Origin of the sequence: Phytohabitans aurantiacus (genome assembly GCF_027923225.1) — a bacterium.
In the GTDB taxonomy this organism is placed as follows: Bacteria; Actinomycetota; Actinomycetes; order Mycobacteriales; family Micromonosporaceae; genus Phytohabitans; species Phytohabitans aurantiacus.
This window is the reverse complement of record NZ_BSDI01000156.1, coordinates 1-204: the sequence shown is the minus strand read 5'-3', so window position 1 is coordinate 204 and position 204 is coordinate 1. Positions and strand designations below refer to the sequence as shown.

1 protein-coding gene is annotated in these 204 nt (G+C 58.3%); it reads left to right on the top strand.

Annotated features, from left to right (window positions below; genetic code table 11):
* Nucleotides 1-100: 100 nt before the first annotated feature.
* Nucleotides 101-204, top strand: a 104-nt coding sequence (locus tag QMG73_RS46220; RefSeq protein ID WP_281906538.1) for an NAD-dependent epimerase/dehydratase family protein, incomplete at its 3' end; no start/stop codon positions are given.

The following is a 204-nucleotide window of genomic DNA, read 5'->3' as shown; positions in this document are numbered from 1 at the left end:
TATCTGCGTTGGTACTTTTTCGCGTTTGGTCGCAGGCTGACTGTTTCGCAGGTCGCGGCAGACCCTGTCGTGGACTCGGTTGAGAAGGAGAGCAAGGTAAGTGGCTAAGGTCCTGGTTACCGGTTCGGCCGGGTTTATCGGCGGGTACGTGGTCGAGGAGTTGTTGGGCCGTGGCCATGAGGTGGTCGGGCTGGACAACTTTTC